Annotated in this window: 19 protein-coding genes and 4 pseudogenes; 12 read left to right on the forward strand and 11 right to left on the reverse strand. The window is 68.0% G+C overall.

Translation table 11 applies throughout. The annotated features are described in order from the left end of the window. Positions 1-3: 3 nt before the first annotated feature. From aztD to aztB, 4 genes and pseudogenes are all read right to left on the reverse strand, one after another. Complete coding sequence (gene aztD, locus PV963_RS01700) at positions 4-1,203, reverse strand: zinc metallochaperone AztD (RefSeq protein ID WP_274813823.1); 1,200 nt, start codon at positions 1,201-1,203, stop codon at positions 4-6. A 93-nt stretch (positions 1,204-1,296) separates the two neighbouring features. Further along, positions 1,297-2,253, reverse strand: coding sequence for a zinc ABC transporter substrate-binding protein AztC (aztC, locus tag PV963_RS01705; RefSeq protein WP_274813824.1), 957 nt, complete (start codon positions 2,251-2,253; stop codon positions 1,297-1,299). Then, positions 2,250-3,470 (reverse strand): hypothetical protein, encoded by a 1,221-nt coding sequence (locus tag PV963_RS01710; RefSeq protein ID WP_274813825.1) that lies wholly within the window; start codon positions 3,468-3,470, stop codon positions 2,250-2,252. Before PV963_RS01710 ends, aztC begins: the two co-directional genes overlap by 4 nt. Positions 3,471-3,511: 41 nt before the next feature. Continuing rightward, positions 3,512-4,368, reverse strand: a pseudogene (gene aztB / locus PV963_RS01715) (zinc ABC transporter permease AztB). 15 nt (positions 4,369-4,383) lie between these two features. Here aztB and aztA point away from each other — a divergent pair. From aztA to PV963_RS01730, 3 genes and pseudogenes are all read left to right on the forward strand, one after another. Then, a pseudogene (gene aztA / locus PV963_RS01720) lies at positions 4,384-5,119 on the forward strand (zinc ABC transporter ATP-binding protein AztA). Between the two features lie 299 nt (positions 5,120-5,418). Next, complete coding sequence (locus PV963_RS01725; protein ID WP_274813826.1) at positions 5,419-5,991, forward strand: universal stress protein; 573 nt, start codon at positions 5,419-5,421, stop codon at positions 5,989-5,991. Next, a complete protein-coding gene (locus PV963_RS01730) occupies positions 5,988-6,185 on the forward strand; it encodes a hypothetical protein (protein WP_274813827.1) in 198 nt (65 codons plus the stop codon). The genes PV963_RS01725 and PV963_RS01730 overlap by 4 nt, the downstream gene beginning before the upstream one ends. Positions 6,186-6,371: 186 nt before the next feature. Here PV963_RS01730 and PV963_RS43440 read toward each other — a convergent pair whose 3' ends face one another. The 7 genes from PV963_RS43440 to PV963_RS01760 all read right to left on the reverse strand — a co-directional run bounded on the left by PV963_RS43440 (position 6,372) and on the right by PV963_RS01760 (position 15,489). Further along, on the reverse strand, positions 6,372-6,734 hold the full coding sequence (locus PV963_RS43440; protein WP_342456348.1) for a carbohydrate ABC transporter permease: 363 nt from the start codon (positions 6,732-6,734) through the stop codon (positions 6,372-6,374). Beyond that, positions 6,734-7,261 (reverse strand): carbohydrate ABC transporter permease, encoded by a 528-nt coding sequence (locus tag PV963_RS43445; protein ID WP_342456349.1) that lies wholly within the window; start codon positions 7,259-7,261, stop codon positions 6,734-6,736. The genes PV963_RS43440 and PV963_RS43445 overlap by 1 nt, the downstream gene beginning before the upstream one ends. 1 nt (position 7,262) lies before the next feature. Next, positions 7,263-8,174: a carbohydrate ABC transporter permease gene (locus tag PV963_RS01740; protein WP_274813828.1), complete on the reverse strand. Its 912-nt coding sequence runs from the start codon at positions 8,172-8,174 to the stop codon at positions 7,263-7,265. Between the two features lie 31 nt (positions 8,175-8,205). After that, positions 8,206-10,266, reverse strand: a complete 2,061-nt coding sequence (locus PV963_RS01745) for a beta-galactosidase (RefSeq protein ID WP_274813829.1) — start codon at positions 10,264-10,266, stop codon at positions 8,206-8,208. Positions 10,267-10,322: 56 nt separating this feature from the next. Beyond that, positions 10,323-11,639, reverse strand: a complete 1,317-nt coding sequence (locus PV963_RS01750) for an ABC transporter substrate-binding protein (RefSeq protein ID WP_274813830.1) — start codon at positions 11,637-11,639, stop codon at positions 10,323-10,325. Between the two features lie 546 nt (positions 11,640-12,185). Then, positions 12,186-13,490 (reverse strand): LacI family DNA-binding transcriptional regulator, encoded by a 1,305-nt coding sequence (locus tag PV963_RS01755; protein WP_342456350.1) that lies wholly within the window; start codon positions 13,488-13,490, stop codon positions 12,186-12,188. A gap of 199 nt (positions 13,491-13,689) precedes the next feature. Next, the gene (locus PV963_RS01760; RefSeq protein WP_274813832.1) at positions 13,690-15,489 is read right to left on the reverse strand and encodes an RICIN domain-containing protein; all 1,800 of its coding nucleotides are present in this window, start codon (positions 15,487-15,489) and stop codon (positions 13,690-13,692) included. A gap of 740 nt (positions 15,490-16,229) precedes the next feature. Here PV963_RS01760 and PV963_RS01765 point away from each other — a divergent pair. From PV963_RS01765 to PV963_RS43455, 9 genes and pseudogenes are all read left to right on the forward strand, one after another. Beyond that, positions 16,230-17,657: an RICIN domain-containing protein gene (locus PV963_RS01765; RefSeq protein ID WP_274813833.1), complete on the forward strand. Its 1,428-nt coding sequence runs from the start codon at positions 16,230-16,232 to the stop codon at positions 17,655-17,657. A gap of 131 nt (positions 17,658-17,788) precedes the next feature. Next, the gene (locus tag PV963_RS01770; protein WP_274813834.1) at positions 17,789-19,786 is read left to right on the forward strand and encodes a DUF4978 domain-containing protein; all 1,998 of its coding nucleotides are present in this window, start codon (positions 17,789-17,791) and stop codon (positions 19,784-19,786) included. Between the two features lie 190 nt (positions 19,787-19,976). Continuing rightward, positions 19,977-21,674, forward strand: coding sequence for a substrate-binding domain-containing protein (locus PV963_RS01775; RefSeq protein WP_274813835.1), 1,698 nt, complete (start codon positions 19,977-19,979; stop codon positions 21,672-21,674). Between the two features lie 394 nt (positions 21,675-22,068). Further along, positions 22,069-22,248, forward strand: a pseudogene (locus PV963_RS01780) (Gfo/Idh/MocA family oxidoreductase); the annotation flags it as partial. A gap of 34 nt (positions 22,249-22,282) precedes the next feature. Further along, positions 22,283-23,125: a Gfo/Idh/MocA family protein gene (locus PV963_RS01785; RefSeq protein ID WP_274813836.1), complete on the forward strand. Its 843-nt coding sequence runs from the start codon at positions 22,283-22,285 to the stop codon at positions 23,123-23,125. Then, positions 23,118-24,041 carry a PmoA family protein gene (locus tag PV963_RS01790; RefSeq protein ID WP_274813837.1) on the forward strand — a complete coding sequence of 308 codons (924 nt, stop codon included), beginning with the start codon at positions 23,118-23,120 and terminating at the stop codon, positions 24,039-24,041. Before PV963_RS01785 ends, PV963_RS01790 begins: the two co-directional genes overlap by 8 nt. After that, a complete protein-coding gene (locus PV963_RS01795) occupies positions 24,038-24,781 on the forward strand; it encodes a cupin domain-containing protein (protein ID WP_274813838.1) in 744 nt (247 codons plus the stop codon). Before PV963_RS01790 ends, PV963_RS01795 begins: the two co-directional genes overlap by 4 nt. A gap of 136 nt (positions 24,782-24,917) precedes the next feature. Then, positions 24,918-25,672, forward strand: a pseudogene (locus PV963_RS43450) (glycoside hydrolase family 43 protein); the annotation flags it as partial. A 51-nt stretch (positions 25,673-25,723) separates the two neighbouring features. Further along, positions 25,724-26,341: a hypothetical protein gene (locus PV963_RS43455; RefSeq protein WP_342456430.1), complete on the forward strand. Its 618-nt coding sequence runs from the start codon at positions 25,724-25,726 to the stop codon at positions 26,339-26,341. Positions 26,342-26,511: the final 170 nt, after the last annotated feature.

Here is a 26,511-nt window from a genome sequence, read left to right on the forward strand (position 1 = left end):
GGTTCAGTGGCCGGCGACGACACCGGACAGTTCGTTGGTGCTCTTCGGCAGGGTCACGGACGTGACCTTCCTGCCCGTTTCGATGTCGATGGCGTGCAGCTTGCGCTTGCCCGGCTCGGAGACGTACGCGATGTTGTCGCGGACGAAGAGGGTGGGCCGGGGCTGCTGCCAGTCCAGCGGCTCCTGCCACTCGCCCACGACGGGGATCTTCTTGTCCACCTTGCCCGTTTCCGGATCGATGACATGGAGGGTGCCGTTCGTGCCCAGGAGAAGTGCCTCGCCCCGGGGTCCACGGCCGAGCGAGCGGAAGGAGTAGCTGGTGCCCAGGTCGACCAGCCGCAGTTTCCCGGTCTCGGTGTCGATGAGGGAGATGCGGGTCGGCCGCTCCAGTTCGGCCTCCGGGTCGGTCTTGTAGTCGCCCAGGAGGATGGGCGACGCGTCGCTGCCACTCTGGTTGCCGATGCGACCGTAGTCGTCGGGGGCGTCGACCTTGGTGAACTTGCCGTCCTTGTAGATCAGGACGCCGTCCTCGCAGCCGACGGCGACGGCCTCGCCCTTGGCCGCGGCCTCGCCGTGGACGCCGGGGCAGTTCTCGTTGCGCTTGATCTCCTTGTTGTTCTTGTCCAGGACGAGGGCACCGGTGCGCTTCTCCTCGGTGCCGAGGGTGCTGAGGAGTTCGCCGTTGCCGAGTTCGATGGCGACGCCGTGGTGCGGCTCGGCGGAGGTGTAGCTGCGGCCTTGCGGCTTCTTGCCGCCCGCGAGGTCGTCGGGGTCGAAGACCTCGACCTCGCCGGTGCCGTCGGTGAACAGGACCGTCTTGCCGGCGTGCCGTACGACGTGTCCGGGCTTGGCGCCCTTGTACTCGACGCCGGTGAAGGCCTGTTGGGCGGCGTTCAGGACGCGGAAGCCGGAGTCGGTGGAGACGATGACGTGGTCGTCGTCGCCGGCTGGGTTGAGGCGGTTGAAGCCCGGCAGTGCGATCGTGTTGGCCAGCTTCAGGCTCTGGCCGTCCAGGACGTACAGCCCGCCGTCGAACGTGGCGACCAGCGGGTCCTCGACCGCAACGGCCTTGGTGCCCGGGGCGTTCTTGGCCTTGGTGTCGGTGGCGGAGCTGTCCTCTCCTCCGCAGGCGGTTAGGACGGCGGAGGCCGCCAGGGCGAGGGCCGTGCCCGTGAAGGCTCTGTTGCGTGTCGACTTGTTCACCGGGGTGTTCCTTTCCGGCCGCGCGGGCGCGGCGTCGGGTGCGGGTGCTGCTGGTGGATGGCCGGTCGGCCGGGGCGAGGTGAAGGGGCGGTTTCAGGCGCCGGTCAGGCCGTCGGTCATGGCGGTGGTGTTGGCGCGCATCATCTGCAGGTAGGTGCCGGCGCCCTTGCCCTTCTCGGTCAGGGATTCGGAGTAGAGCTCGACGACACGCGTCCGGCCGCCCATCTCCGTGCGCAGGACCTCGGCCAGCCGCTTGGGCTGGGAGGAGTCGGCGAAAACCGTACGTACGCCTGCCGTGCGCATGGCCTCGGTGAGCGAGCGCAGGTCGGAGGAGCTGGGCGAGGCCAGCGTCGTACCGCTCGGGATCACCGCGCCGACCACCCGGAAGCCGAAGCGTTCGGCGAGGTAGCCGAAGACGTGGTGGTTGGTCACCAACGCGCGCCGCTGTTCGGGGACGCGGCCGAAGGACTTCTCCATCCAGGTGGTGAGGTCGGCGAGTTGGCCGTCGTAGCGGTCGGCGTTGTCGCGGATGGCCTTCTCGTCGACGCCGTCCACGTGCTCGACCACCTGGTCGGCGATCAGGCCGACGGCCTTGCGCACGCGGTCCGGGTCGGTCCAGAAGTGCGGGTCGGGCTGGCCGGCCTCCTCGGGCCCTCCGTCGTCATGCGCCTGGAAGGTGAGGGGGTCCACCGCCTTGCCGGCCTCGAAGGTGGCCACCCCTGTCTCGCGGGCGGCCTCCACGTGCCGCAGTACGTTCTCCTCCAGGCCCAGCCCGTTGAACACCACGAGGTCCGCACGCTCCAGTTCGGCGGCCTGCACGGCCGACAGGCCGAAGGAGTGCGGGTCGGCGTTCGGCTTCATCAGCACGGTGACGCCGGCCTCGTCGCCGACGATCTCCCGGGTGATGTCGCCCAGGATGTTGGTCGTCACCACGACCCGGGGCTGATCGTCGCCGCTCGTGCAGGCAGTCGCCGCACCGGCCAGGAAAAGGGCGAGCAGGGCCGACAGCAGGGTGCGCAGCCGTCGCGATCCTCGTGTTCTTCTCGTCATCGTCCCGTCTCCACCATCAGGGCCGGCTCGATGTCCAGGTCGAAGGCGCGCGCGACGCGCAGGTTGTCGTTGTAGTCGATCTCGTACACGCGTTTGCCTTTGGGATCGTTGAGGTAGGCGCGGCTGCGGTCGACCTCGATGACCGGTCCCCTGGTCCCGTCAGTACTTTCGGCGGAGGCATCCGTCACAAGCGGCTTCGTCCGGGAGACCTGCTTGCCGGTGGCGATGTCGTAGCCGTGGAGCGAACCATCGGTTTCCAGGACGATCAGGACGGAGCCCTCTCCCGCGGTGTTGGCGGAGACGACGGGACCGGACCTCACCCGTGTCCACGTGCGCTCGGTGACGTCCAGGACCCACACGGCCCGGTCACCGGCCGGCGCCGTGAGCGTGTCGCTGCCGGGCCGGTGCCGGAAGGCCGTGGCCCGTTCCCCCTCGGGAACGTCCTCGCCGTACGGGATCCTCTGGGCCGTGAACGCGCCGTCGGCCTCACGGACGAGCAGGGCACCGTCGGCGCAGCCCAGGACGACCCCGCGCCGGGTGACGGCGTCGCCCCGCGGGTCCTCGCACGCCGCGTCCGGCGACGCGACGCGCTTGCCCTCGCGGTCGTACACCGCGAGCTTCGCGGCTTCCCGTCCGTTGTCCGTGAGGCTGAGCAGGTGCTCCGCGTACGGCACGACAACTCCCGCGTGTGTCCCGGGAAGCGCGCGCGGCGAGCCGGCCTTGCCCTTCTCCGGTTCGGCCCGACGGTGGATCCTGGCGCGGCCGTCCTCGTCGGTCACCGTGATCACGGCGGCGTCGCTGCGGACGCGAGTACCAGGACCTCCGGGCAGCCGGCCCAGGTCGCGTATCGCCGCACGGTAGTAGTGGACGTGGTCGCCGTGATCCACCGTCCAGGCGCCGCCGTCGAGGACGTGCGTGCCGCCTGAGGTGTGGAAGTAGCCGAACCGGCCGTCCGTGGTGAGTCCGGTGGTGCCCGCCGTCCGGGCCGCCTCGTGCACCTTGCCGGTGATCAGGTCGAGTACCCGGGTGTCTCCGGTCCCCGGGTCGTTGAGCAGCAGCCGCGACTGCTGCTCGGCCTTCTCCTGTGCCCCTTCTACGTATCCGTGCGGAGCGGAGGCCGAGGCGGTGGTCTTCGGGGCGGACACGTCGTCGTTCTGACCGGCACAGCTCGTGGTGAGCAGGAAGACGGCCACGAGGGCGGCAGGTGCCCAGGGCATGACGTTTCTTCGGACGAGCAAAGGGATCGCCTCAGGTTCTTTCAGTCGGTTGCCGTGGCGTGCACGCCGACGAGGCGCGCACGGCGGCGGTGGCGGAGACCGGATGCCAGGTGGGAGACGAAGAACAGGCTCACGGCGAGGGTCGAGACGGTCGCGCCGGCCGCGGTGCTCAGGTGCCAGGACAGCAGCAGGCCGCAGAAGGTGGCGGTGATGCCGAGCAGCGCCGCGAGGGCCATGACACCTCGCACACTGCGCGCCCAGGGCAGCGCGGCGGCCGGCGGGGCGATGAGCAGGCCCAGGACCAGCAGTGTCCCCACGATGTGGAAGGAGGCGACGATGGCCAGCGCCAGCAGGCCGAGCAGCACGGCGTGAGCGAGGCGGGGGCGCAGGCCGAGCGTTTGGGCCTTGCGCGGGTCGAAGGCCAGGGCGAGGAAGGCCCGGTGGCCGAGGACCGAGACGGCCAGCGCCAGCAGCAGTGCCCCGCCCAGCAGCACCAGGTCCTGCTCACGGACGGCGAGGACGTCACCGAAGAGGAACCCGGTCAGGTCGACCGCGAAGGACTGCGAGCGCGACACGATGATGACGCCGAGGACAGCATCCCCACGAAGAGCAGGCCGATGCCGGTGTCCTGGGACAGCCTCGGGGTGCGGCCGAGGGCGGTGACCCCGGCGGTCATGACGGCCGCGCTCAGCACCGCACCGACCAGCAGGTTGCCACCGAGCAGCGCGGCGAGCGCGACTCCGGGCAGCAGCCCGTGGGACATGGCGTCACCCAGGAAGGCCATCCCCCTGAGCACCACCCAGGTACCGGCCAGCGCACAGATCGCCGACACCAGCATTCCGCCCCACAGGGCCCGTTGCACAAAGGTCACCTCGAAGGGACCCGTCAACCACTCCATGCGGTGCACATTACAATGAAAATCATGTTCAAAGAATCCCCCTCTTTCACCCAAGCGAGGACAGGACGTCCCGCGTCCGCTTCACCGAGCTCTCCGCCGGTTACCCGGGCCGTCCCGTCCTCCATCAACTGGCCGGGAATACCGGCGTTGGCCACCACCGCGCTCGTCGGCCCGAACGGAAGCGGGAAGTCAACCCTGCTCGGAGTGCTGGCCGGAGTGATCCAACCCACGTCAGGCGAGCTCCACCACGCCGGCGACCGGCCGCCGGCGTTCGTCCCGCAGCGCGGCGCCGTCGGTGACGCATGCCGCTGACGGTCAGACAGACGGTGGAGATGGGGCGCTGGGGCGAACGCGGACCGTGGCGCCGGCTGACCCGGCAGGACCGCGCCACCGTGGACCAGGCCATGGAGCGGCTCGGCATCACCGACCTCGCCACCCGCCAGCTCGGGGAGCTGTCCGGCGGGCAGCGGCAGCGCGCCCTGATCGCCCAAGGGCTCGCCCAGGAGTCGGACCTGTTGCTGCTGGACGAATCGACCACGGGACTCGACCCCGAGGCAAGGGAGCGGATCGGGTGCTGCTGACGGAGCTGGTCGCCGAGGGAGTGACCGTCGTCCAGGCCACGCACGACCTGGAAGCCGCTCGCTCGGCGGACGCCTGCCTCCTGCTCCGCGACGGTCACCTGGCAGGACAGGGGCACCCCGAGCAGTTGCTCACCACCGCGACGCTCGCCCGGATCTGGCAACCGGCGTGATGCGACCGCCCTCTCCGTGGCTCCTGGACAGTGCGCCGACTCACGGGGATGTGGGCCCGTCGGCGCTACTTGAGATAAGCGGCGAGCGGGACGTTCTGCCGGCGCACGTCTCCGGCGACGAGGCCGACGATCCGCTGCGCGCCGTAGGTTTCGAAGTGGGTGCGGTCGTTGCGACTCGCCGTCCGGCCCCTTCGTGCCGCTCACGTCGGACACGACCAGGTCGAAAAGCTCACTCGGGCACAATCCGTGGTGACCGAACCAAGGGGCTGCGCAGGGTCGCGTGGTCCAACAGGCCGGACATGGTGGCACTGCCGAGCCTGGACGCGGTGGAGACCGCGGCGCACGAGGCCGAACTGGGCGGCGTGGAGCTGCGGTTGGTACACGCCTTCGGATGGCCGTCGCTGCATGTGCCACCCGGCGGGCCGCCGCGGAACCCCGCTGCGGCAGGGGTGCCGGAACTGCTGGACGGCACACTGGCCGCGGCCGAGCGCCGGGCTCGCGACGTGGCACCACGCGTGGAGATCGCCCGCGACGCCACCGTGGGCGAGCCCGTGACGGCACTGGAGACCGCCTCGCGCACGGCCTCGCTGGTGATGGTCGGCAGCCGTGGTCTGAGCGCCTTCGGCAGCCTGCTGCTCGGCTCGACGTCCGCGCACCTCGCCGCACACGGCCGCTGTCCCGTGCTGGCGGTCCGCGGCCGGCGGGCCCCGGACGGCTTCGTCCTGCTGGCGGTCGACAACGCGCCCGCCTCCGAAGAAGCCGTCCGCTTCGCCTTCGCCGAGGTGTCCCTGAACGGCGGGGAACTCGTGGCGCTGCATGCGTGCCGGTCCGGAAGCCCGGACTCCTGCGACCGGCCTATCCACCCTTCGTGACCTACGACGAGACCCACCTGCGCGCGCACGCCGAGCAGGTCCTCGACGAGGCGCTGACCGGTCGGCGCGAGCGGTACCCGGGCGTCCCGGTGCGCAAGCGCCCGGTCGTCGGCCCAGCGCGCCACGCCCTCATCGGCGGGCCCGTTCGTCAAGGCGAGCGACATCGCCGAAACGGTGTGGCGAGCCGCGCATGACACGACCGGCCAACCGGGCTTCCCGGCGGGCCCGGGCGCGGCTCCTTGCCGGCAGCAGTCGAGTACGGAGCCGTCTTCACCGCCGTCGCTCTCCCACCGGGGGCTCGCCAACCAAGCCCACCGGCAAGGCGCTCGGCCATGGCCGCGTTGCTGAGCCTCCAGAAGCCGTCAAGCTGCAGCCATGGGCTACTTCAGTCCCGTGGTGGCGATTCCCTTGACGAGATAGCGCTGGCCGACGAGGAAGACGATGAAGACGGGAATCAGCGTGACGACGGACATAGCGAACAGCGATCCCCATGAAGCTCCGCTGGTGGCGTCGACGTAGTTGCGCAGGGCCACAGGTGCGGTCTGCAGCTCGGGCTTCGTCAGGTAGATCAACTGGCCCAGGAAGTCGTTCCACGTCCAGATGAAGGTGAAGATCGCGGTGGTGGCCAGGGCCGGCAACGAGATCGGCAGCAGGATGCGGAAGTAGATACGCCAGTACCCGGCTCCGTCGATCTTGGCCGCCTCGTCCAGCTCGGTGGGGAGACTCCGGAAGAACTGGATCATCAAGAAGATGAAGAAGGCGTCCGTGGCCAGGAACTTGGGACGATCAGCGGGAGGAAGGTGTTGACCCATTCGATCTTCGAGAACATCACGTACTGCGGAATGATGAGTACGTAGATCGGCACCATGAGGGTCAGCAGCATCATGCCGAAGAGGAACGCTCGACCGCGGAACTGCAGCCGGGCGAAGGCATAGGCCGCCATGGAGCAGCTGAGCAGGTTGCCGAGCAGTGCCCCCAGGACGACGATCGCCGAGTTCGCCAGGTACACCCCGAAGGGGTGGGCCAGCGCGTTCCAGCCATCAGCGTAGTGACCGAAGTCGGTCTCCGTGGGCAGCAGTGAGGGCTCACGGAAGATCAGGGCCTCGGGTTTGATCGAGCTGGCGATCATCCACAGCAACGGGTAGACCATCACCAGGCCGGCGGTGATCAGGAAGGCGTGCTTGATGAGCGCGCGCACTTGAGGCACCCGCGTGCGACGACGTGGAGCGGGAGCAGGTGAAGGAGTGTCTTCGACCTTCAGGCGTGTCATCTCACTTACCGTCACCGTAGAACACCCATCTCTTGCTGAAGTAGAAGTTGATTGCGGTCAGGAGGCCGACGATCACCACGAGGAGCCACGCCATGGCCGAGGCGTATCCCATGTGGAGCCGGCCGAAGCCCTCCTGGTACAGGTACAGCGAGTAGAAGAGGGTCGAGTCCGAGGGACCTCCCGTCCCCCCGCTGACGACGAAGGCCTGGGTGAACGACTGGAAGGAGTTGATGACCTGCAGAACGAGGTTGAAGAAGATGATCGGAGTGAGCAGGGGCACGGTGACGTGCCAGAACTGGTGCCAGCGGCCGGCGCCGTCGAGGGCGGCTGCCTCGTAGTACTGCTCGGGGATCTGCCGCAGACCGGCCAAGAAGATCACCATCGAGGAGCCGAAGGTCCACACGTGCAGGACGATGATGCTGTACAGCGCGGTCTCGGGGTTGGAGATCCAGCCGGGCCCGTCGATCCCGAACAGTCCGAGGAACTTGTTCACCAGACCATCGGTGCCGAAGACCTGTCGCCACAGGATGCCCACCGCGACCGAGGCACCGAGCAGCGACGGCAGGTAGTAGACGGACCGGTAGAACGCCAGCCCCTTGATGCCCCGGTTGAGGACCATCGCCAGGGCGAGTGCGACGGCCAGCAGCAACGGCACGCTGACGGCGACGTAGACGAAGGTCACGCTCAGGGATTTGCGCAACCGGGGGTCGTCCAGCATGCGGCTGTAGTTCTCCAGACCCACCCACTCCGGAGAGCTGAGCAGGTTGTAGTCCGTCATCGAGAAGTACAGCGAGGCGATCATCGGGCCGAGCGTGACGCCGGCCATGCCGATGAACCACGGCAGAAGGAAGACCCAGGCGGCACGTTCTTCTTTTCTGGCCGCCTGGCTCACAGGTCTGCGGAGCACAGTCATCGTCCTCAGGTTCTTGGATCGGGTGCGGGGTTCAGTTGCCGCTCGGCGACGGCTCGGCGTGCTGTGACGTGGCCCGGGGACTGCGCACGATGGCGACGTCCGCCGCGTCGAGGACGAGCGTCTCCCCCGCCTCCATGTGGCGTCCGGTGATCAGGTCGGTGCCGGAGCGGTCGAGGGTGACGGTCGTCTTGTCCTGCCGGTGGTTCAGCAGGAACAAGTACGCGCTGGTTTCCGTCCGTCGCTCGGTGACCTCGACGCCGCGCGGTGCGGCGTGCACAGGTCGCACTCCGGCACCGTCCAGCACGTGCCGCACCAGTGCCTCGAGGGCGTCGTCGTCCAGACGCGTGCCGAGGTACACGGCACGGCCCTGGCCGAGTGCGTGCTCGGCCACCGCGGCTTTGCCGGCGAGATGGCCTGTGCGGTAGACGGCGAGCGGGCGGGCGGTCTCCGTTTCGAGGTCGTCCTGCCACACGGAGGCGATCGCGAAGAAGCCGTTCAGCGCGGCGTGGCCGGCTGCCGCCTGGACCGGCACGGTGGCCTCGGCGGGCAGCGGGGAGAATTCCTGGACGTGCGCGCCGATGATCTCGCGCAGGGCACCGGGATATCCGCCTTCGACGATCCGGTCGTCCTCGTCGACGATCCCGGAGAAGTACGAGACGAGGAGATGGCCGCCGTCCTCGACGAACCTGCGTACGGCCGCGCTGTGCTGACGTGACATCAGATACTGGTTGGGGATGACCAGGACGCGGTAGGGCGACAGGTCGTCGTCGAGGGTGACGACGTCGACGACGACCTGACTGTTCCACAGGGCGCGGTAGTGCCGGGCCACGGTGTCCCGGTAGTCGAAGGTGTTGTCCGGGTGGGCGCATCCCTCCACGGCCCACCAGTTCTGCCAGTCCCACACGATCGCGACCTGGGCGCTGGTTCGCGCCGTGGCGATCTCGTCGATGTTCCGCAGCTCGTTGCCGAGCGCCTTGACCTCCTGCCACGTCCGGGTCTTCTCACCACCGTGCGGGAGCATCGCCGAGTGGAACTTCTCCTGCCCCTGGCGTGAGGCGCGCCACTGGAAGAACATCACCGCGTCGGAGCCGTGCGCGACGGCCTGGTAGGAGCCCAGGCGCATCCGACCCGGCTGTTTGACCTGGTTGGTCCTCCACTGGCTGACCGCGCCGGCCGCCTGTTCCATCAGCATCCAGGGCTGCCCGCCACGCAGGGAGCGCATGAGGTCGTACTGGAAGGCGGCGGTGACGAGCGAGTGGGGCTTGCCGGGGTCGGGGTAGCAGTCGAAGGCGACGACGTCGAGCTCCTCGGCCCACCTGTGGCCGTCGGTCAGCCGGCACTGGAAGAAGTTGGTGGTCGCCGGCACATCCGGGGTGATCCCGTGGAGCAGGTCGCGCTCCTGCGTGACCAGGTCCAGCAGGATGTCGGAGGTGAAGCGGGAGAAGTCCAGCTCGCGGGAGGGGTTGGCCCAGCCGCGCACAGGCTCGGGCAGGTGCACCTGGGACCAGTCGCTGTAGCGCTGGCTCCAGAACGCCGTGCCCCACCGGTCATTGAGTTCCTCCAGCGTGCCGTACCGCTGCCTCAGCCACTCGCGGAAGCGGTCGTCGCACGTTTCGCAGAAACAGTCGGAGTGGTACTCGTTGCCGATGTGCCACATGGCCAGGCCGGGATGCTGCCCGTACCGCTCGGCCAGCTTGGTGGCGATACGCCGGCTGCGGTCGCGGTAGACCGGGGAGGAGGGGCAGAAGTGTCCTCGGCTGCCGATACCGAATCGCACTCCCTGCCGGTCCACCGACAGCGTTTCGGGAAAGTCCGTGGCGAGCCACGGGGGTGGTGCGGCGTTCGGCGTCGCGAGGTTGACATGGATGCCGTTGGACCACAGCAGGTCCATGATCTCGTCGAGCCATGAGAAGTCGAACCGGCCGTCGGCCGGCTCCAGCATGGCCCAGGAGAAGACGCCCAGGCTCACGAGCCGCACGCCTGCGGCTCGCATGAGCCGGACATCCTCCTGCCACACCTCCCTCGGCCACTGCTCCGGGTTGTAGTCCCCGCCGTAGACGACTCCAGGCAGTCGACGGCGAAAAAGAGTCATGCGCGGATCGGACACAGCGGGGAATTCCTCTCGGAAGCGCTACTGCAAGAGGTTGCTCAGAGCTGGGACTTGATTTCGGAGATGAGCTTCTTGGCTGCCGCCTTCGGTGACAGACGGTCGAACAGCACGTCCTCGTTGAGACGCTGGAAGATCTCGGGGACCGCAGGACCGGCCTTCGGGTTGGCCTTGTGCACCGGGGTCGGCTTCAGGGCGTTGGCACGGCTCAGGTAGTCGGCGATCCGCTTCTCCGCAGGAGACAGCTCGGGCGTTATCGCCTTGAGCACGTCGGGGTTGACGGGAACACCTCGGTCGAACTTCCCGATCTTGGCCGCCTCGGGGGAGTTGACCAGGAAGTCGAGCAGTTGAGCGGCCTCCTTGGGGTGCTCGGTCCGCGCGGAGGCGCCGTAGAAGACACCGGGCTTGGTGTAGGCGCCGACCTGGGCGGCCCCGTCCTCACCGGGGAAGAGGAGCAGCTTGGTCTCGCGCCCGCTGGCGGTCTCGAGCGCGCCGAGCTGGGTGACGGACATCTCGGTCATGGCCGCCTTGTGCTGGGCGACCAGGTTCTGCTCGATACCGGCACCCGACGCCAGAGCCTCGACCGCGGCCTCCGGGCTGGTCGTGCCACCGCTGTCACGCAGCTTGAGGACCCATTCCCAGTAGCCGGCCATGTTCTTCTCGGTGAAACCGATCTCGCTGCCGTCCTCGGTCCACCAGTCCTCACCGTGCTGCCGCAGCCAGGGGCCCACCATGTTGGGGTAGAGAGGCAGCACACTGCCGACCAGTTTCGACTTCGACTTGGCGATGGCGGTGGCGGTCTTCACGTAGTCGTCCCACGACCACTTGGTGTCGTCCGGAATGGGCACACCGGCCTTCTTGAACGCCGCGGGATCCACGGCGACGCCGAACGCGCTGTCGCCGGCCGGGACGCCGTAGAGGCCGTCCTTCACGGTCGTCGCCGCCATCGAGTTCGGGGGCAGCTTGTCGGTGTTCAGCGTCTCCTTGACCTTCTTCAGGTCCATCAGCTGCCCGTTGTCGATGTAGGAGTACATGAACGGGTCGGTGATCTGCAGGACGTCGGGCATGTCACCGGCGGCGGCGCTGGTCGACAGCTTGTTCCAGTAGTCGTCCCAGTTGGAGTACTGGGGCTCGACGTCGATGTTCGGGTGCTCCTTCTCGAACAGCGCGATCATCTGCTTGGTCTGCTCGTGCCGGACGTCCGACCCCCACCAGTTGAACCGGATGACGGTCTTACCGTTGCTCCCGGAGGAGGAGTCTCCGGCGCAGCCCGCGGACAGAACAAGGGCGAAGACCGAACAGGTCACCCCTGCGGCACGCAGTCGGGTGCGTCTGGTCAGGCGGGAAGGGTTGTTCATGATGAGGGCTCCTCTGCTGAAATGCCTGGGCTGTACGCCCGCTGGGATACGTCGTGTCCGCAGAGCCGGCTCCCGGCTCCGGCCGTCTCGCCGTGCGGCGGGGCTGCGCGGCACGGGTGCTTGCCTGCCCACGAAGACAGGCCTTCCTGGGGTCCGTGCGGATGGGTGGCCGCCCCGGTTTGCCGAACTCTCGGGCGGATTACAGCGGCTCTGACCAGAGTGGTTGTGAACGTGCGCTTGAACCTTGTCATCGGCGTACCGGGCTGCTGCGCTGGGTTGACCGCGAGCACCGCACCGGGTTGAGGTCCGTGACGTCAGTAATAGTGAACGTTCACGCGGCGAGCGTAATGACGGACCACATTCCGGTCAAGGCTCTGTACGACAACACTTGCGCCCCCGGTGTGACTTCATCGGTTGGCCGCGTTCCTGAAGGGCAGCGGGGGCATGGAAACCTGCCCGGACGGCCGCGTCCTGGCTGGTGGAGGAGACGTAGGGGGCCCATGCGACGGGCCGCCCCTGGGAGTTGGGTGAGGGAGCGATGGAGCTCTACCGGAGGATGTCTGAGGTCCTTGCCGGGCCCGTCGACTCGCGCAGCACGAGGTGTGAGTTGAGGTCCAGGTGGAGTTCCGGCTCCGCCTCCTGGCGGATGCGGGCGAGCAAAGCCTTCATGGCCTGGCGTCCCATGGCCTGGCGGTCGAGTTCCACTGTTGAGATGGAGGGATTGAAGTACGCGGTGAACTCCTGGTTGTCCCAGCCGAAGACGCTCACGTCCTGCGGGACCCGCCATCCGCGGTCCTGGAACCCGCGTATGACGCCCATGGCGACGTCGTCGTTCGCGGCGAGCACCGCGGTGACGCCGGAATCCGCCGACAGGCTCTGGGCCGCGTCGTATCCGGACCTCACCGACCAGTCACCGTCGATGACGGCGTAGTTCTCCAGGCCGCGCTCCGCGATCGTCCGCAGATAGACCTCGCGTCGCTTGCGTGCCGACATCCAGTCCGTGCTGCCGGCGACATGGATGAAGCGTCGATGGCCTATGGAGGCGAGGTAGTCGATGATTTTGGCGGCCGGCTCGCCGTCCGCCGTGATGCCGTGGGACCGCATCTGGTCGTCGTACTCACCGACGACCACGGTCGGGGTGTGCTCGAGTCCGAGCTGTTCGATGTCGCCGATGGGCGTGAAGGTCAGCACTCCATCCGCCTGACCGGAGTCCAGCAGAGCACGGACACGGTCTCCCCGGGCCCTTTCGTCGCCTTCCAAGCCGACGATGTCCAGCATGTAACCGGCTGCCTGTGCCTCCGCCGACGCTCCCCGCAGGATCTGCGAGGGCACGAAGGTGATCATGGTCGGCAGGACCACCGTAATGCGGTTCGACTTGCGGGTACGCATCGACCGCGCCACCAGGTTGGGCCGGTAGTCCAGGTCGGCCACGGCCTGTTCGATGCGCGCCACCGTCTGCGGCTTCAGACCTCCGTTCCCCCGCAGGAAGCGGGAGACGGTCTGATGGGACACTCCGGCGTGCGCCGCGACGTCGAGGATGGTGGGCCGTTTCTTACGCGGGGGCTTCGGCCGTTTCTTGTCCTGCTCCGATTGCTCCGCACTCGCGTCTGCGTCCACAGTTCCGCCCCCGCCGCCTCTCTCCGCCTCTGATGGCCGTCGGTACTCTACTGCCGGGCCCACCGCGACTATCTTCGTCATGAACTCTCGCCATCTTGTTGCCTTCGCTACCGGTTCCAACTGCCGGCGGCGGTCGGCCGAATGGCAGCAGGCGCTGCGGCCCAGCACGGGCCGCAGCCCGTGCTGGGCCTGCTGCGGGCGGTCGGCCTCCTGGACATCCCGCCCCACCACCATCCATGCCTCTTATGTGTGCCGGCCACGCCGAGGCGCGGCAGCCGTGAAGCCGGTCCGAGCCCGGCCGATGGCCGGGCTCGAAGCGCCGCTTACTGGCCGAGGCACACAGCGTTCAACTGCGGGTGTGCCTGACCGGCGGCATGCAACGACCTGTTCGGTCACTGCCGTTGGTCGAACTGCCTGCCGCCGGTACGACGCTTCAGAGCGCCAGGCTCCACTGCTGGTTCTGACCGCCCAAGCAGTCGAACTGCTGCAGACGGGCCCCGTCCGCGGTCGAAGCCGAGGTCACGTCCAGGCACTTCCCGGAGTGGCGGGCGACGAGTTCGACGTAGCCGCTGCCGGCATCCTGCAGCTGCCACTGCTGGTTGGTGCTGCCCTTGCAGGTCCACTGGATGACCGCAGCACCATTGGCCGTCGAGGCCGAGGACACGTCCAGGCACTTCCCGGAGTGCTGGGCGACGATCTGGTAGTAGCCCTCACCGACGCTCCGCAACCGCCACTGCTGGTTGTCGCCGCCCTGGCAGCTCAACTGCTGTACCGCGGCCCCGTCGGCGGTCGAGGAGCCGGCCACGTCGACGCACTTGCCCGAGTGTCGCGCCTTCATCGTCGTCGGGATGAGTTGGGACAGCTGGGCGGTCAGCTCCGGCACGTAGAAATCGGTGATGCCGGAGATGTTCGGATGGGTGCCACTGCCGCCACTGCCCGGGTAGCCGTTGACGAGGCCGTCGAAGGTGTACGCCACTCGTTGGGCGTCGACACGGGTGTCGAGCGTCGTGTTCGCGAAGACGTCGGCGACCGCAACGCCCCACTTCAGGGCGGCCTGCAGGTTGATCTGGCGCAGGGCGAGCTGGGTGTCCCAGTCACGCGAGCCCATCTTGTGGGCGGCCACGTACACGAGTTGGGCGGCCGGCCACTTCTGCCGCATCGTGTAGATGGTGTTCTCCAGAGCACCGGCGTAGGTGCCCGTGTTGAACGTGGTGGGATCCTTGGAGCCGCTGACGGTGCCGATCGCGTACGTCAGATTGTCGTGGATCTCGATGGCGTCGTTCGTGCCACCGTCGAAGACGACGAAATCGGGCGCCTGTGAGCTGGCCGACCGTACCTGAGTGATGATCTGCCCACCGCTGGCGTTGGGCGCCGGACCCACGGTCGCGCCGTTCCTGGCGTACTTCGTCAGCGTCATTCCCTCACGTTCGGAGACGAAGTTCAGGAAGCTGCGCGAGTACTGGTGCCCGAAGACGATGCTGTCGCCGAAAGCGTAGACGGATTTGCCGGCGAGGGATCCATAGGCGGAGTTAGCGGGCCGGACCAGCCGGAAGTTGTCGATCGACTGCTTGCCGGTTCCGTAGTAGTTGCAGGCGACGAGCTTGGCGAGGTTCTTGCCCGTGATGCCCCCCGTCCCGGAGGCCATCACTCTCGGCGCGGCCTCCTTGCTGATGATCGCGTACTGGACCTTGCCGAGGGTGAAGTCCATGTGCAGATCGACCGTGTACCACTTGGTCCGGTCGAAAGCGATCTTGGTCCAGGTGGGGTTGAGCGAGTCCGGGGCGGAGGTGGAGTCCGAGTCGGGCCCGGTCACGGCGTAGCGGAGTTCAGCGGCGGTCGCGGCGATCCCGAAGACGAGCCGTCCGCTGTCGTCGCGCAGTTCCATACCGGTTTTCATCGCGGTGCTGGCGATGTCCGTCTTCCAGTCGAAGCGCAGATCCAGCGTCTTCTCGTGCAGGGTCGACGACACGAACGGTCGCACGGAAGTCGTGTAGTTGCCCATGTTCTGCGTGACGCTCAGAACGCCGTTGCCGATCCCGGCTCCGACCGGGAATCCGAAGTTCGCGGGATCGGTCTGGGCCTCGAAAGCCTCGTTGATCAGCGTCGCGCCGGGGGTTTCCGCGGCCGAGGCGGCGGAAGGAGTGAGGAGGGCCGACAGGAGCAGGGCTCCGGCGACGAGGGGGCCGGCCAACTTTCGGTGCCAGGAGCCCGGTCTGCCTATGACGGTGTGCACGTTGATCTCCCTTGATCTGCGGTGATGTCGACCGGTGCCCGGTGAGGAGAAGAAGTCCTGGCCATGGCGCCAGCGGAAGGTGGGTGGTCCGCCTCGGATCCGCGGCTCGCTGGAACCGAGCCGACTCGGCACTCGCCAGGCTCGGATCGTGCGGAGCCGAGCAGGGCGCCGAGCCGGACAGGTCTCCGCCACCCGGACTCACACCACACCTAACGGCGCGGACGCGACGCCCACCGCCCGAAAGTCTCGCCGCTCAGCGCGGCACAGGCGGACGCACCACAGTGACAGCCCTGCCAAGACGGCCTCCTCTTAACAGCGGTGCGACCGTGTGCCGGCATTGCTGTGCGGTCACGTCACCGACGCGTCGGGGCCCCACGACGATGCTCGCCGGTGGTACCTGCTCAGTGGTAAGAATCACCGGGAAGGACGTGGAGCCCGACAACTGCAGAGGCAAGGTAGTGATCGATCACCTTGATGGTCAAGATGTCTGCGCGTGATCGTTCACCTTTGCTGGGGCCATCAACCTCGTAGAACGAGCCGATCCGGCCCCGCTGCGGCCACTGCGGGGTCGCCGCCGACCCCCAACCGCGGTGCACTAACCTCGTTCACCCCATTGACACACAAGCATTTCCGCCAGTCTGATGTGCGGCATCGTTGGTTTCAGCCAGCTTTTGATCGCTTGTGTTCTGCCGTGTTGCCTTCGTGTCGCGACCGGCACCCCGAAAGTGGAGGCACATTCCATGCGCCGCGCTTGGCTCCTGGCCCTCACCCTGTTCATCGCCCTGCTGCCGCAGACGTTTCTGACCGGCAGCGCACACGCGGCGACTGTCACTATCGCAAACGCCACCCAGTTCACCGACACCACGGGTGCGGTGGTGCACGCCCACGGTGGTGGCGTGATCAAGGTCGGCTCGTACTACTACTGGTTCGGTGAGAACCGCAACGAGGACAACACCTTCCGGTACGTCTCCGCGTACCGCTCGACCGACCTGAAGAGGTGGGAGTTCAGACGCCACGTCCTGACCCAGGCGACCGACCCCGAGCTGGCCGTCGCCAACATCGAGCGGCCCAAGGTGATTTTCAACAGCACCACCGGCAAGTTCGTGATGTGGATGCACAAGGAGAACGGCAGCGACTACAACCAGGCCCGCGCGGCCGTCGCCGTCTCCGACACCGTCGACGGCGACTACACCTGGCAGGGCAGCTTCCGCCCGCTGGGCTACATGTCCCGTGACATCACGCTGTTCCGGGACGACGACGGCACCGGCTACATGATCTCCGCGGCCAACAACAACCGCGACCTGCACGTCTACCGCCTCAGCGCCGACTACCTGACCGTCGAGAGCCGGGTCCAGCTGCTGTGGCCGGGCCAACTGCGTGAGGCCCCGGCGATGTTCAAGCGCAACGGCGTCTACTTCCTGCTCACCTCCGGCGCCACCGGCTGGAACCCCAACCAGCAGAAGTACGCCACCGCCAGCAGCGTCACCGGCACCTGGAGCGAGCCACAGAACATCGGCGACTCCACCGCGTACGGCTCCCAGACCGCCTACGTCCTGCCCGTGCAGGGCACCTCCGGCACCGAGTACCTGTACATGGGCGACCGTTGGGGCAACTCCTTCGCCCAGAACGTGAACGCCTCCAAGTACGTCTGGCTGCCGCTGGAGTTCCCCACCGACACCACCATGACCATGGACTGGTTCCCGCAGCTCTCCATCGACACCGCCACCGGCAAGGTCGACGGCGTCGGCGGACCGTGGGAGACCCTCGCCGCCCGCCACAGCGGCAAGTGCGTCGACGTACCGAGCAGGTCCGTGGACAACGGGATCCAGCTCACCCAGTACACCTGCAACGGCGGTATGAACCAGGCCTGGTGGTTCAAGGACCTCGGCAGCGGATACGTCCAGCTCATGGCCAAGCACAGCGGCAAGTGCATGGACGTGGCCGACAACTCCACCGCCGACGGCAACAAGATCATCCAGTGGCCCTGCTCCAGCGGCTCCAACCAGCAGTGGCAGCTCCAGGACGCCGGCGACGGCTACGTCCGCCTGGTCTCCCGGCTCAGCGGCAAGTGCCTGGAGGTCAGCGCCGCGTCCACCACCAACGGCGCCAAGCTGGTCCAGTTCACCTGCGGCACCGGCACCCACCAGCAGTTCAAGCGCGGAGCCTGACCCACCCGCCCGACTTCCTGAGCGGAAACCTTCCAGGGCTCTCCCCCGGGAGTCCGCGCGCCAGCGCATGACTGACGACACCAGCAGTTTCATCATTCGGCGGCTGATCGCCGTAACACGGAGGTAGTCCAATGACGTCGAACCGCGATCTGTGGTCCCGCCGCAGATTCCTCACCACAACCGGGGCGGTGACCCTGGGAGGCGCCGCCCTCAATCTCGTCGGAGGCCTCCCGCAGGCCCATGCGGCCGGCGTGGTGTCCTACGTCGACACCTCGAAGTCCACGTACGACAAGCTCGTACTGATGGTTGACGACAAGCCCTTCTACCACAGTGGGGTCCAGTTCCGGTACGAGAAGCACAAGTACACGTTCGGCTGGACGGACGCCCAGTTGAAGCCGGTGCTCGGGATGATTCGCGACGACGGGTTCACCGTGGTGAACATCCCGATCTGGTGGTCGAAGGTGGAGACCTCGAAGGACGTTTTCGACTTCACCGACATCGACCGGTACCTGGCCTGGTGCGGGGAGTACGGCCTCAAGCTGGAACTCCTGTGGTTCGGCCACGAATCGACCGGTTCGTCCATGGCGCCCCGGATGCCGGCCTACGTGATGAACGACTACCAGTTCGTGGTGAGGTCCGACGGCACCAGGCTGGTCCTGAACGGCAACCCTCTCCTGGACAAGACCGACCCGAACCTGCTCGCCAGGGAGAAGTTCGTACTCGGCCGGCTCATGACCCACCTCGCGTCCGCCGACACCGCTCACACCGTCGTCGGCATCCAGGTGCTGAACGAACCGAACGTGTCGAAGCAGCAGGGCGGCTCGTCCATCGACCGGAGCTACAGCACCTACAGCACGGACCGCTGGAACAGCGGCGGGTACACCGACGCGACGAAGTTCCGCAAGGACGTGCTGCTGAACTACCTGACCCAGCTGGGACAGGTGATCAAGCAGTCGGATTACTCGGTGTACACCCGGACCAATATCGCCGGCAGCGGGGACACGGTGCCGGTCGCCGAGAACGAGGTCCTCAGGGCCCAGGGGACGTCGACCATCGACTTCTTCGGGAAGGACCCGTACACCACGGGCCTCGACACGCTCTACAACTACGGGAGGGACGCCGTCTGGGCCCAGGGGAAGAACTTCCCCATGATCATGGAGAACTTCGGAGGAACCCCGGCAGCGGACGTCGAGAAGTTCAACGGCATCGCCGGCAACACCGCCTTCAATCTGTACGCCGCCCTGGACCCTGACTCCAGCACGGGCAGCAGCAACCACGGCTTGTACGACTTCAACCCCACCACCAAGGTGGTCACCCGCAAGGCCGTCTCGGACAAGGTCGCCCGGCTCAACCACGTGCTGAACAAGATCCATCGGGACCTCGCCAGCAAGCTTCCGGTGGAACGCGGCGGAACCAACCTGCAGACGTTCAACCGGAGCGCGACCGCCAGCACCACCACCACCAAACCCGTGGGCGGCGTGGACATCACGTTCACGACATCGAGCGGTGCGCAGGCACTCGCCGTCAGGCGCGGTGCGGCCGAGTTCGCTCTCACCACCACGACCCAGGCCACGTTCACACTGCCGGGCACCACCGGCGTCGTACGGTCCGTCGAGGCCGGACGCTACGACGCAAACGACAACTGGGTGAAGGCCGGCACCAAGACGTACAGCACGGTCTCGGGGAACACCGCCATCGACCTGGCAGCCGGCGAATGCGTGCGGGTCCTCTACCTGGTCAGCGGCGCGACCTACAAGCTCAGGCACTCCTCCTCGGGCCAGTACCTCGACACCGACCTCAACGGTGCGGTCCTGCTGGCGGCCAAGAGCACCTACGACGACCAGGACTGGATCGTCGCCCAGGACTCGTCCGGATCCTGGACCATCAAGAACGCCAGGACGGGGCGCAACTACCTGGAAACCGTGTCCAGCAACAACGGCGTCATCTGGAATTCCGGCACCATCTCGGCCAGCTCACTGTGGACCCTGGAAGGGGTTGCGACAGGCGGGCTCCGCGTGAACAACAACCAGACCGGAAGGGCGTACCTGTACAGGACCTCGGCGGGTGAGGTGAAGTGGAACACCGGAACGCAGGACACGAGCACGGTCTGGGTGTTTGAAGCGAAGTAGGCGGTACCCCCGCGTCGCGGGGTGGTCTGATCAGCGGGGTGTCCGGTTCGCCGGCCGTGACGGCCGGCGAACCGGACACCGTCGTCTCGGGCGCCCGTCACATATGTACACGGTGCATGGCGGGCCCCGATCACCGAGGGTGTCCGTCCTCGCGAAATATTCGAACGTACGTCTGTGTAATGATTGCTGAATGGGGCAGGCTGATGTGCTGAAGGCGCTGGAGGACAGGGCCGCCGACCAGTGGGGCCTGGTGACCACCGCCCAGGCGAAGCTGGACGGCGTGCAGGGAGTACAGCTCCTGAGGCTGGAGCGCGCCGGGCTGCTGGAGAGCGTCGGCCACGGGGTGTACCGCATGGCCGCCTTCTCTCCGCCGGAGCACCTGAGGGTCAAGGTCGCATGGCTGCGGCTGGATCCCAGGACGCCGGTGCGGCACCGCGACACCGAGAGCCCCAGGTCGGGCGTCGTCTCGCACGCCTCCGCGTGCGCGGTGCACGGACTGGGCGAGTGGCCTGCCGATCGCGTAGAGCTGACCGTTCAGGTACGCCGTACCACCCGTGACGAGAGCGTGGTGCTGCACTGCGCGCGGACGGATGCCGAGGACATCACCGTCGTCGACGGCCTGCCCGTCACCACGGTGCGGCGGACCGTCGTCGACCTGCTGCGCGTCCGTGCCGACGCCGCCCGTGTCGGCGCGGTCGTCGCCGAAGCCGCTTCCCGTGGCCTGGTGGACGTCGACGACTTGGCGGCGCGGATCGGGTCCTTCGCCGGTGCCTACGGCCTGCCCGCGGAGGCGTCCGGTGCGCAACTGCTGCAGTTCCTGTGCGAGCGGGCGGGACGCCCCCTGCGCGTGAGGAAGGCCGAGCGGGCCGCCGCGGCGGGAACGGAACCGGAGAAGAAGCGGGCGACCATCTGGGAGGTGGCCCGGAGGGCCGGGGTGTCGCACCAGACCGTCTCCCGGTACCTCAAGAACGACGGCGGCATGAGGCCGGCGACGCGAGCGAGGATCGAGCGTGCCGTGGCCGAATTGAAGTACCGGCCCAACCTCATAGCGCGGTCCATGCGCACCCAGCGGTCCAACCGGATCACCATCGTGCTGCCCGAACTGAGCAGCTTCGTTCCGATTCCCTTGCTGAGGGGTGCGTCGGCCGCCGCGCACGAGGCCGGCTACCTGACGGACGTCATCGGCCTGGAGGGCGGGGAGTCGCGGCGAGCGCAGAGCGTGATGTCCCTGCTGGACGCCAAGCAGGCGGACGGCGTGCTGTCGCTGGTGCCGTTGGCGGACATGCCCGGCGGCGCCGAGGCCGGGCAACGGCCCGTCGTGGTGCTGGGCGAGTACGACGACAATCTGCACTCCCGCGGGCGGCTGGCTGACGGGCGGCCCGCCGAACAGATCCTGCGTCACCTCGCGGACCAGGGGCACCGCCGGTTCCTCCACGTCGCCGGCTCGCAGGAGTGGGCCTCGGCGCGCAACCGGCGTGCGGTGTACGTGGAGGCGATCGAGCGGCTGGGCCTGGAGTCCTACGGCGTCATCGACGGCGACTGGTCGATGCGCTCCGGATACGACACCGCTCGGGACCTGCCGCCCGATTCCGGCGTGACGGCTGTGCTGGCCGCCAACGACTACGTCGCCATGGGTGTGATCCGCGGCTTCCAGGACCGTGGATGGCGCGTCCCGGAGGACGTCAGCGTGTTCGGCTGGGACAACGAGGAGTTCACCCAGTACTTCTCGCCGGCCATCTCGACGGTGCACATCAACAAGGAAGAGGTCGGCCGCCGGGCGATGCTGTCACTGCTCGCCCTCCTGCGCGGCGAGCCCGCGCCCGTGACTGACGTCGACGACCTGTTCCGCATCGTTCCGCGCGATTCGAGCGGCCCAGCCCCCCGGTAGGGCTCGGCCCCGTCAAGCATCCGGCGTGGCCTTCACCTTCAAGGCGCACCGCGCCTGACCTGGCGGGGGTCAGACTCTCACAGCAAAATGTGAACGATCACTACGCAACTCTTGACCTCAAAGGTGACCGATCACTACGTTCTTGCTGCTGCCACGTCACGTCGGCGAGCGCCGGCTTCATCCGCGCGATGTCGCTCTGTTCGACCGCGCCCCCGTGAACGCCCCTGGTGGCACATCGACGTGTCGGAGAGGGAGACATGGCACGCCGAGGCCAGGACCCGGTGCCGCGCCCACCGCAGCACCCCAGCTTCTACGAGAGAGCCACATGACTGAGGACAGACAGCCTGTGAGGGTGGCGATTGTCGGCGCCGGAAACATTGCCGGTGGCTGCCACATGCCCGCCGTCCAGGCCCAGAACGGCGAAGCCACCGTCATCGCGGTCGTCGATGTCGACCAGGAACGCGCCAAGGCCTTCGCCGCCCAGTGGGACATCCCCGCCGCATATGACGACCTCCGGCAGATGCTCCGGGAGGAGCGCCCCGACCTCGTCATCGTCTGCACTCCCCCGGTCGCCCACCGCGAGGCCGTCACCACCTGCCTGGACGCCGGTGCGTGGGTGTGGTGCGAGAAGCCCCCCCCTTTCGGTCGCCGAGTACGACGCCGTCAGCGCCCACGAACGCGAGGGCGGCCCGTACGCCTCCTACGTCTTCCAGCATCGGTTCGGGTCAGCCGCCCGGGCTCTGCGGGAGCACATCCGCACCGGCAGCCTCGGCGCTCCCCTGGTCGGTGTCTGCCACACCCTGTGGTACCGGGACGACGCCTACTTCGACGTCCCGTGGCGCGGCAAGTGGGAGACCGAGGGCGGCGGTCCCACCATGGGCCACGGCATCCACCAGATGGACCTCATGCTGTCCTTGATGGGGGAATGGACCGAGGTCCGCGCCGCCGTAGGCACGTTGGCTCGCGATGTGGAGACCGAGGATGTCTCCATGGCGATGGTCCGCTTCGCCAATGGAGCCATGGTGTCCATGGTCAACAGCCTGCTCTCCCCCCGCGAGACCAGTTACCTGCGCTTCGACTTCCCGGAGGCCACGGTCGAGCTGTCCCACCTCTACGGCTACGACAACTCCCACTGGACGTGGACCCCCGCACCCCACCGGGCCGACGCCACGGCCGCAGAGCTGGGAGCACCGCTCGACGACGAGGCCAGTTCGCATGCCGCACAACTGCGCGTACTGCTGGGGTCGCTGCGCGCCGGAGAACGCCCGGAGACCAGTGGTGACGACGGTCGCCGCGCCCTGGCCTTCATCGCCGCCCTGTACGAGTCGGCGACGACCGGGCGCGCCGTCACCCCGGACATGATCACCACGGCCAACCCCTACTACCACTCCATGAACGGTCTCCTCGCCGCCGCCCAGGACAACGACGCCAAGGAGAAAACCGGTGTCTGACGCCCACTTCAGGATCGAGCACGACGACGCCGGGACCGAGTTCGTGGTGTCGGCCGCAGGCACGGAGCTCGCCACGTACGTCTACCGGCCGGACAGTCCGCTCGAGGAATCCCCCAAGCCGTATCTCTACCCGTTGAAGACCCTCTCCGGTGCGCCCGTGGGTGTCTACCGGCCCTGGGACCACCGCTGGCACAAGGGCCTGCAGATGACCTGGTCGCACCTGTCCGGCGACAACTTCTGGGGCGGGCCCACCTTCGAACATGGCGCGCCCGGCCATGGCTACGTCTGGCGCGAGAACCACGGCCAGCAGGTACACCGCGCCTTCGACCGGCAGGACGACACCGGCAGCGAGGTGTCGGTCGTCCAGGCCCTGGACTGGTTCGCCTCCAGCGACGAGGTGTGGATCGACGAGACCCGCACCCTTCGCTTCCACAGCGCCGACACCGACGACGGTGTCTGGGCACTGGACTTCACCACCGCCCTGACCAACGTTCACCACGAGCCCCTGGCACTGGGCAGCCCCACCACACACGGCCGCCCCAACGCCGGCTACACAGGACTGTTCTGGCGCGGACCCCGGGCCTGGACCGGCGCGGACGTCATCGCCGACGGGGGCCATGAAGGCGACGCCGTCATGGGCACCCAGGGCGCCTGGGCGGCCATCACCGGCGAGCACGACGAGATCGACGGCGGTGCCACGGTACTCGCCTACGCCGGCGCCACCAGCGCCTCCGTCCCGCTGAAGTGGTTCGCCCGCAGCAGCGCCTTCGCCTGTCTCAACCCGTCGCCCGCCTTCGACACCGAGATCAAGCTCGAACCCGGTGAGATCCTTCGCCTGAGCCACCGCTTCGTGTTCATCGACCGCACGGTGGGCCGCCGTGAACTCGAGCCGATCGCCCAGAGGTTCGCGCCATGACCGCACTCCCCGACTTCCCCGGAGCCGTGGGGCTCAGCCAGCTCGACGTGTACCCCTGGCCCACGGCGGACGACGAACACGGCGGCTCCCCCCACATGCACCTCGTCTGCGCGGAGTGCTACGTCGTGGTCAGTGGCCGCGGTCGGCTGGAGACCCTCAACTACAGGGGCCACACGACGACCGAGCTGCGCCCCGGAGACACGGTCTGGTTCACCCCGGGCACGATCCACCGCGCCATCAACGACGAAGACCTGCGGGTGGTCGTCGTCATGCAGAACAGCGGCCTTCCCGAGGCGGGTGATGCGGTCATGACCTTCCCGCCCGCGCACCTCTCCGCCGAGACCTACCCGGACGCGGCCTCGCTCCTCGACGCCGACGGCAACCCCACCCCCGAGCGCGCCCGGGAACGCAGGGACCTGGCCGTCGAGGGGTTCAGGGAGCTGACGCGGCAGTGGCGGCGCGGCAACCGCTCGGCGTACGAGGACTTCTGCGCGGCAGCCGTGCGACTCGTCCAGCCACGCCTGGACGCCTGGGAGAAGACAGTCAACGACGCTGCGCTGGCCGCCGCACAGGCGGCGCTGTGGCAGATCAGCGCGCTGCGGAACGGCGACTTCAACCACCTGTTCAAGGCGACCGTCTCGCGTATCGCGCAACCGCCCCGGCAGACCCTGGGCATGTGCGGTTTCCTGCGCGCCTACGACCCGGTCCGCCGGGCCGGCACATCGGCCGAGCCTCAGTGACGCCCCACTCCCCGAACGTGTCCGAACAGGTTCCGCTCTGCCCGGGTTCGAACGAAGGAAAGTGTTTCGCATGAGTTCGATGCTGCCGGAAGGCGGTGGGAGCGCCGACGCGGCGACCACCCCGATCTTGTCCGGGATGTACCCCGACCCATCGGTGTGCCGGGCCGGCGACGACTACTTCCTGGCCAATTCGTCGTTCGAGTACAGCCCCGGCGTCCCGATCTGGCATTCCCGGGACCTGGTGTCCTGGCGTCAGATCGGCAACGCCCTGACGAGGGACGATCAGTTCCCCGCGGGCCGGTCGCCGTCGAGCCGCGGCGTCTACGCCCCGACGCTGCGCCACCACGAGGGACGGTTCTGGCTGATCACCACGAACATCGACGACGCTCGGGGTGGTCATCAGATCTACCACGCGACCGACCCGGCCGGGCCGTGGTCCGCGCCGGTGTGCCTGACCGGACTCGACGGCATCGACCCGGACCTGGCCTGGGACGACGAGGGAACGTGCCTGGTCACCTACTGCTCGTGGTCGGAGACCGAGATCGGCATCAGGCAGGCCGCGGTCGATCCGGAGCGGGGCGTGCTCCTCGAACAGCCGCGGTGGATCTGGCACGGCACCGGCCTGGCCCATTCCGAGGGGCCGCACCTTTACCGGCGCGGCGACTGGTGGTACCTGGTCATCGCCGAAGGCGGCACCGACCGGGGCCATGTGGTGTCGGTCGCGCGCTCACGCCGCCCCGAGGGCCGTTCGAGGCCGCTCCGCACAATCCGGTCTTCAGTCACCGCAGCACGGCTCATCCCGTCCAGAACGTCGGTCATGCCGATCTGGTCGAGCGCCCCGACGGGACGTGGGCAGCGGTGTATCTCGGCACACGTCCGCGAGGCCGCAGTCCGCGTTTCCACGTCAATGGGCGTGAGACGTTCCTCGCCGACGTCTCCTGGGTGGCGGACTGGCCGCGGTTCGAGCCGGCGAGCCTGCGCGTCCCCACCGGGCAGCGGGACTTCGAGGACGACTTCAACGCGCCCGGACTGCATCTGAGGTGGGTCTCGCCGGGAGAGCGTCCCGACCGACTCGTCCACAGCGTGCCGGAAGGGGTGGTCGTGGGGCACGCACCGAGCGAGACCGGTGAGCCCTCGGGTCTGTTCACCCGCGTCGGCGGAGACCACTGGGAGGCCGACTTCCTCGTCGAGCCGGGAGAGGGCGCGTTCACCGTCGCGCTACGGCTCGATGGTGCCCATTGGTACGGGCTGCGCGTCGCCGACGGCGAAGTCACGGCCGTCGCACGGGTCGGGCAGGTCCGAGCGGTTCTCGGATCCCGCCCGCTGCCCGGCTCCCCTGTCCTCCTCCGCATCCGGTCCACGGAGCCGACCTGGAACGGACCGGACGACATCGAGCTGGGCATCGGTGACGGAGCCGGTACCGATGTCCTCGCCCGCCTGGACGGGCGCTATCTCTCCACCGAAGTGGCGGGCGGGTTCACCGGGCGCTTGGTCGGTGTGTGGACCGAGTCGCGGGAGGTCCTCGTCCGCCGGGTCCGGTTCGCCGAACAGCGGGCGTGATACGAACTCCCTCGCCGCTTCTCGTCGCTACGGCAGTCAGGCGGGCGTCTCGGCGGTGCCGGTCAGGACCGCGCGGGCGAGGATGCACCCCCGCCATGGTGAAGCAGAAGTAGGCGGGGGTGTAGTCGGCCGGGAGGGCAGGCGGCCGCCTTGGTCCGCTCAGGGACCGT

The organism is Streptomyces coeruleorubidus (assembly GCF_028885415.1).
Lineage (GTDB): Bacteria > Actinomycetota > Actinomycetes > Streptomycetales > Streptomycetaceae > Streptomyces > Streptomyces coeruleorubidus_A.

Excerpts from the sequence above, each read along its gene's own strand:
- PV963_RS01750 (WP_274813830.1), bottom strand. The coding sequence starts at position 11,639 with ATGAACAACCCTTCCCGCCTGACCAGACGCACCCGACTGCGTGCCGCA.
- PV963_RS01745 (WP_274813829.1), bottom strand. The coding sequence starts at position 10,266 with ATGACTCTTTTTCGCCGTCGACTGCCTGGAGTCGTCTACGGCGGGGAC.
- PV963_RS01770 (WP_274813834.1), top strand. The coding sequence starts at position 17,789 with ATGACGTCGAACCGCGATCTGTGGTCCCGCCGCAGATTCCTCACCACA.
- PV963_RS01755 (WP_342456350.1), bottom strand. The coding sequence starts at position 13,490 with ATGGTGGTGGGGCGGGATGTCCAGGAGGCCGACCGCCCGCAGCAGGCC.
- PV963_RS43445 (WP_342456349.1), bottom strand. The coding sequence starts at position 7,261 with ATGACACGCCTGAAGGTCGAAGACACTCCTTCACCTGCTCCCGCTCCA.
- aztC (WP_274813824.1), bottom strand. The coding sequence starts at position 2,253 with ATGACGAGAAGAACACGAGGATCGCGACGGCTGCGCACCCTGCTGTCG.
- PV963_RS01795 (WP_274813838.1), top strand. The coding sequence starts at position 24,038 with ATGACCGCACTCCCCGACTTCCCCGGAGCCGTGGGGCTCAGCCAGCTC.
- PV963_RS01765 (WP_274813833.1), top strand. The coding sequence starts at position 16,230 with ATGCGCCGCGCTTGGCTCCTGGCCCTCACCCTGTTCATCGCCCTGCTG.
- PV963_RS01710 (WP_274813825.1), bottom strand. The coding sequence starts at position 3,470 with ATGCCCTGGGCACCTGCCGCCCTCGTGGCCGTCTTCCTGCTCACCACG.
- PV963_RS01725 (WP_274813826.1), top strand. The coding sequence starts at position 5,419 with ATGGTGGCACTGCCGAGCCTGGACGCGGTGGAGACCGCGGCGCACGAG.
- PV963_RS01775 (WP_274813835.1), top strand. The coding sequence starts at position 19,977 with ATGGGGCAGGCTGATGTGCTGAAGGCGCTGGAGGACAGGGCCGCCGAC.
- PV963_RS43440 (WP_342456348.1), bottom strand. The coding sequence starts at position 6,734 with ATGATCCAGTTCTTCCGGAGTCTCCCCACCGAGCTGGACGAGGCGGCC.
- PV963_RS01740 (WP_274813828.1), bottom strand. The coding sequence starts at position 8,174 with ATGACTGTGCTCCGCAGACCTGTGAGCCAGGCGGCCAGAAAAGAAGAA.